1 protein-coding gene is annotated in these 1052 nt (G+C 65.7%); it reads right to left on the minus strand.

Translation table 11 applies throughout. The annotated features are described in order from the left end of the window. A partial coding sequence (tnpC, locus tag CR105_RS27395; protein WP_099794123.1) for an IS66 family transposase occupies positions 1-1052 on the minus strand: 1052 nt, incomplete at both ends.

A 1052-nucleotide genomic window follows, 5' to 3' on the forward strand; every position in this document is an offset into this window, starting at 1 on the left:
ATGGCGGCGGCGCGCCGACCGGCACGCGCCGAACCGGCGAACAGCCAGTTTTTCTTGCCGATCGCAATGGGCCGGATCGTGTTCTCGACGGGGTTGTTGTCGATCGGCCGTGTACCGGAATCGACATAGCGTTCCAGCGCACTCCAGCGCTTGAGAGCGTAGTCGATAGCCTTGCCAGTACCGCTGCCGGTGGCCACCGTACTCTGTGCTGCGCGCAGCCAATCATGTAGTTCTGTCAAAGCCGGTTTGGCCAATGTCTGGCGCAGGTACAGACGCTCTTGCTCGCTTGCCGAGGCTGCCTGTTGCTCGACGGTGTACAGCAAGGCGATGCGGCGCAGGGCCTCGGCGGCAAGCGGGCTCCCGCTAGCCGCGTGCAGGTCGAAGAATTTACGCCGAATGTGGGCCAGGCAGGCCAGTTCGGTCACGCCTGCGGTGAACAATGCTTTGTAGCCGGCATAGTCGTCAACCATAAGCTCGCCGCGCCAGTCCCCCAGGAAGGCGCGCGCGTGCGCGCCAGCGCGCCCGCTCTGGTAGTCGAACACGATGATAGGGGGGCCCGCAGTGAACCTGTTGGAGCGGTAAGCCCACAGGTAGGCGCGCAAGGTCTTGCCGCTGCCGGGATCGAGCTGGCGCACCGGGGTTTCATCGGCATGCAGAACCGGCTGGCTGCGCAACAGCGCTGCCAGCCGGTCGGCCAGTGGCTGCAGGGCCACTCCCGTCTTGCCGACCCATTCAGCCAGGGTGGAGCGTGCCAGCGTCACGCCCTGGCGCGCAGCGATCTGTTCTATGCGGTACAAAGGCAGGTGGTCGGCGTACTTGCTTACCGCCACCCAGGCCAGCAGGCCAGGCGCGGCCAGACCGCCATCGATCACGGCCGGTGGCACCTGGGCCGCCGTCACCGTTTCGCAGGCGCGGCAGGCATACTGCGGGCGGATGTGGCGGTGCACGAAGAAGCGCGCCGGTTCCACATCCAGTTGTTCGCTGATGTCTTCGCCAATCTTGACCAGGTCCTTGCCGCATTGGCCGCACTGGCAGGATTCGGGTTCGTGGCG

This window comes from Massilia eurypsychrophila (genome assembly GCF_002760655.1).
Taxonomy (GTDB): Bacteria; Pseudomonadota; Gammaproteobacteria; order Burkholderiales; family Burkholderiaceae_D; genus JAFCUW01.